The sequence below is a fragment of the Halopseudomonas sp. genome, assembly GCF_041579695.1.
Lineage (GTDB): Bacteria > Pseudomonadota > Gammaproteobacteria > Pseudomonadales > Pseudomonadaceae > Halopseudomonas.
In genome coordinates, this window is sequence record NZ_JBFGFI010000125.1 from 1 (window position 1) to 5,294 (window position 5,294).

Consider the following 5,294-nt stretch of genomic DNA (forward strand, 5'->3'; position numbering starts at 1 on the left):
ACATCCAGCGCGATGCCAGAACCCTGCAGGAAGTGGTTGGCATCGTAGCCGAGGATATCCTGATCGTTCGACAACGACAAAATGCCGCCTGCACCCACGGAGCCAACCCGCAAGTTTCCGCCACTGTGCCGGAGGTAGAGATCACCGGCTGCACCGGCCTGACGCAGGGCGCCCGACAGCTGCACGTTCAGGGCTTGAGCCGCCGAGCCGATATCACCCTGGGTGTTGGCCAGATACAAATCATGCGCCTTGAGATTGGTCACCCCGGATTGCGCCGCTATCGCGCCATCCACGATCAGGCGGATATCGTCAGTGGCTGAGGCAATCTCACCGACCGTCAATGAGGAGGCCGATTCGATAAAGATGGAATCACGGGCGGCCACATTCAGCGCGCCGGAGGTGTCGACCTTGACCGGATCAACCTGCTTGACCGTCAGGGTAACCTCGCTGTCGGTAACGACAGTGGAAATATCCCCCGGCCCTGCCGAAAGCAACGCAGATTTCTGTTCATTGGTGATGGTTGCCGTATTGTCACGCGGCACACTGAAAACCACATCGGCCAGGTTCTTGCCAACGCTCCCGCTGTTGGCCAGCAAATGAATATTCGAAGAAACGATATTGGCCTCACGATCGGTCAACTGTCCCGCCGCATCGGCACTCAGGGCAGCAGCGGAAATACTGATATCCAGCTGGCTCTGCTTCCAGGTCGAGCCTTCGACCATCCTCGCGTACCAGTTGCTGGCAGCATCAATCTCCAGCCGGAAGCTGTCATCGTAAGCGCTGGTCAACAGGGAGCCATAGTCGTAACCAACCAGGGTGCCTTTTTGTTCCTGACCAATTGCATCGGCCACATTGGCATAAGTGTCCGGCGTGGCAACCTGATCAACGAACCAGGCATCCAGTGCCTGGTACTCAGCCTTCACCCGAGCTGTCAGCTGGGTGACGTCTGAGGTGTTGTAACGGATTTTCATCGCATCCAGATAAACCGCATCAATCGCAAAGCCACTGTCACTGGCGTCAGCCAGGCGCTGCTTTAGCATCCAGTACGTGTGGTACTTGCTGTTGAATTGATTTTCATAGGCCGTCACGGCACGTTCGCCGGCAGTGCCGTTGAGCAGGTTCAGGGAATCCCATACCGAGGCTTCATAGGCCAATTCCTGCTCCGACTTCTGTTGCTGACCAAGCGCGTTGGTCAGGCTGCCATTACCCATTCGAAGAACAACGTTGTCATTGGCCTCGATGCGCTCAACCTGCAGATCACCGGTTGCCTGGGAAATCACAATATCGTTAGCCGCACGCAGAGAGACCGCTCCGGTAGAGGCGATATTGACGAAGTTGTAGGTTGCCGGATCACCCAAGGCCCCCAGGCTACCGATACTGCCTGACAGGCTGGTGAGATCGATGGTGTTGGCCGAGATCAGCGTATTGCTATCCTTGCCAACAATGCTTCTGTCCGCGCTACCTACGATGCCGTACCTGGCCGACAGGGTATCGATGACCAAAGACGAGCCCATGGCCGTAGCATTGAAATTCACTGAGCCATTATCCGACTGCAGGGAGAGCTCGTTGGTGGTGATCGCCAACGAATTTCCGCTGCTGCCGATATCCCCGTTGGCCTGAATACGGGTAATGCCAGAGGTGATCGATGACGCACTGGATGCTGTGAAATCGGCATCGGTCACGATGCTGCTGGTACCGCTTGGATTGTAGACATTGCCGGTCAGTTGAATCGGGGCCCGGGAGTCGACGGCAATATTACCCTCTGCCACGCCGTTGAATTGAAAGAGGATCGAGTGATCCGCCTTGACGTAGGTATGGGCATCCATATCCATTCGGGTTGGTATGCGTACATAGGGGTCAGCATTGGTCAGTCCGGTGCCGTAGTAGGCGCTGTAGCTGATATTCCAGCCAAAACCGGTGAGCGACTGGCTACCATAGTCGTAGGTCTGCTTCAGATATTGCGCAGCGACCCCGCCGGAGCAGGCCTCGGGTTTTAGAGCACAACTGGTAAAGTAGCTGGCCTCGGTATTCCAGTCGGTGGTGTATACCCAGTCGCCGACCGTGGTCGGGTACTTCGACAGGTAGCCGTCTGCCGGCCGCGTATAGGATCGCCCGACCGTTGCCCCCTCACGTATGTAGAACAGCTGCCCGGCGAGCGGGTTGTAGCTTACGCTCGAGGTAGTGCCGGTTCCGCCGAAGTTGCCCTGGAACACTGACGATTCAGGGTCAAGGTGCGATACCGCCCAGGCATCGGTCTGATACTGGCTGATCTGATTGCCAGGGTTGTGGATATACCATTGTGACACCGTGCTCGACTTGTTCAGGTCAGTGATGCGAATAACACCTGTGGCGTCATCCCCGGCACTCAACCGGCCAATATTGAGCTGGGTATTGGAGTCGTTGTTGATGTCGATCTGGCCCAGACCGTCCTTGACGATGATCTTGCCGTCCGCCCCGGTCGAGGAGATAGCCGCCCGGATGGCCACATACCCACCACCGCTGACCGGCACGTCGTCGATCCCCAGAGTGCCTGAGCCAACGTCGTACTTCAGCTTGATATCCGAGGTGCCCGCCGTGTTGGCGATATCGAACGTATAGGTCTTGATTTGATAATAGGCCGGGCTGTAATTCGCCAGCCAGGGATAGGGCTGATAATCCGGATTGCGCACGCGGAGGGTTTTGGTTTCTCCGGCTGTCAGGTTGATGCTGTCGCCTGCGGACAGGCCGGCATCCTGAACAAACTGCTGGATCTTGCTATCGAACCCCGCACCCACATCGACCGACCAGCTGTTGTCAGTACCCACCACGATAGCGCCATTGATGTCCAGACGCTTGGCATTGATGATGACCTTGTTGGAGATAATCGAGGTGCCGGTCGAGCCCAGCTGGCTTTTTACCTGAGCGTAGCTTGCGGTTTTGGTCAGCTTGTTCTGGTAATCAAGCACCGGCTGGAACTTCCAGAACTGGCCACCGCGGGAGCTGTCGTTGGTAGCCATGAGGAACACAACCGAGTTGGCCCCGTTATATTCCGCAGCATCGCTGAAGCCCCAGTTGAAATAGATGTTCATCTCATCGTAGCCGTAGGGCGACGACTGGTAGTAGGGGTTCTGGACGCCGCCGATGCTCAAGGCGCGACCGACAAACCAGTCATTGAATGCCGTAGCTCCCGTAGCTGTAATCGCGGTGGAATATTTGTCGTTCAGATAAAACTGTACGAAGTCCGTGGCACTGGCGGGCTTCCACTGACGGGTATAATTGACGAGCGAATCCGGGTCTCGTCCATAGGTTTGTTCAAGGTTCGGGTTATTCAGCAGCAGGCTGCCGTTGTCCACATTCAGGTTGACCGCGTTTGCCTGAATCAGCGCCTGCTGAATCAGGTCGCCTTCGGCCACCGCAATATTCACGCTGGACAGCAGGTTTGTGAGATCGCCGTTGACGATAACGTCGGCGCTCTTGAAGTTCGCCCCAGTGGGGGCGTGATTGACGTATATCCCCGATCGACTGCCCGCTTGCTCATCGATAAAGGCACTGCCCAGATTGGCGCCTCCGTTGACGAATACATTGCCTCCGGTCTGGTTGGCTATCTCCAGATTCGCCAGCATCAGGTGACGATCAGACAGATTGTCGATCGTGATGTTCGCGTTGCCCTTGGCAGTAAAGGTAGGCGTCACACCGGCTGCCATGTTGATGGAGCCCGCTGTCAGGCTGACATTACCCGCCGAAGCCCGAACATCGGCCACCTTGATAGCGAAGTTTTCCTGCGGTGAGAGGTCGTTGACAATAGCCGACAACAGCACCACCTGGGTCTGCAGTTCGTTGATCTCGTTCGCATAGGGATTGCTGCCAACACTGGTCACGCCCGTGCTGTCTGTGCCCGTGCTGGAGCCGGTCGCCGCGCCGTTGCCATCACCGAGCGTAGTGCCATCGGTCACTACCTCAGTGGTGTTCCAGGCTTGCAGCTCGGCAATTTGCGCATTCAGATCGTCAATATAGACCTGCAGTTCGGCGCGCGAGGAGTACTTGGTTGCCTGTTGCTCGGCTGAGCCGTAGCGATAGAGCTGCCGGGTAATACCACCAGCCTGATTGATACTCACTGACTGATAGGCGTACTGACCTGCGGTAACACTGCCGCTGCCCGCAAAGTTGAGAACGTTGTTAACAGCCTTGTTGCTGGAGCCGAATGTGTTTTCCGTGCTGAACAGTTCAAGGTAGGGATTCTTCTCGACACCGGTCCCTCTGGCGGCGAGTGCGCCCTCAATCGCGCCGATAGCCACATGACCATCGCTACCGATCACAAAGCTGTCGCCGAAGGTTACATTGTTGCTCAGAACGATATCGCCTTCGGCTTCATTACCGGCAGGGATCGGCACCGCTGTCCAGTTGTAGATATTGCTGCGGGCGTCGGCAACCAGCTGGTTCTGATTCAGACCATCGGAACCACGACCGGCAAACACGCTGATCTGATCGTAGGCATCAATCACAATGTTGTTGCCCAGCGTGACGCTGTTGGCGACATCGATATGCACATCCGACACGCCGCCGGCGACGCCAGCCACGGCCCAGACGCTGACATCGGCTTCAGCCGACGCACTGCCCCGTGAATAGGTACCCAGACCTATCTTGCCCCAGGCATTGCGCAGCGCCACACCGTCAGCCAGGGTCACCTGGTTCCGCGCCAGCACATCGACATCCGACTCCGCACCAGCGCCCTGCAAGGCGCCACCCACTTCGATCACTGCCTTGTCATAGACAAAGAACTCGGTGCCGGCATCCAGGGTAATACCATTGCGATAGCCGTCGTACATCCAGGCCAGATCGGAGATTCGCAGCACGGCGTTCTCGCCAACCTCTACCGCCGCGCGCAGATTCTTGATGTCCTGAGTGGAGAGAGCGGCTGTACCGTTTGCACCGCCGCCACCTGCGCCATACACGCTGGTGGTGTAGCTGGCATCCCAGGGCGTTTGAATCTGTCTTGCCTGGTTGAGTGCCGCAATATCAATGTCCAGCGCATTCAGGCTGACATTCTTACCCAACACCACCTTGACGTTCGTGTCGACCTCGACATCCGAAACTGCACCTGACCCGCCAACCGCAGACACCGTGGTCGAGTCAGTGCCGGCAAAGAAGTTGACTTCATTACTGGCACGCATTATCACGTTCCCGGCATCGATCGGCACGCTACGATAGCCGCTGAACCAGTCATCCACCAGCACCGCTGCCGCATAATTACCGTTGGCGTGATCACCGGCCTCGACTACAGCTTCGGCCGCACTCCCGGACACAAAGCCTCCACC

1 protein-coding gene is annotated in these 5,294 nt (G+C 57.2%); it reads right to left on the reverse strand.

The features are described 5' to 3' along the window. Positions 1-5,282 (reverse strand): hypothetical protein (locus ABYA88_RS15050; protein WP_373188206.1); only part of this gene is annotated, 5,282 nt, incomplete at its 3' end. Between the last annotated feature and the right edge of the window lie 12 nt (positions 5,283-5,294).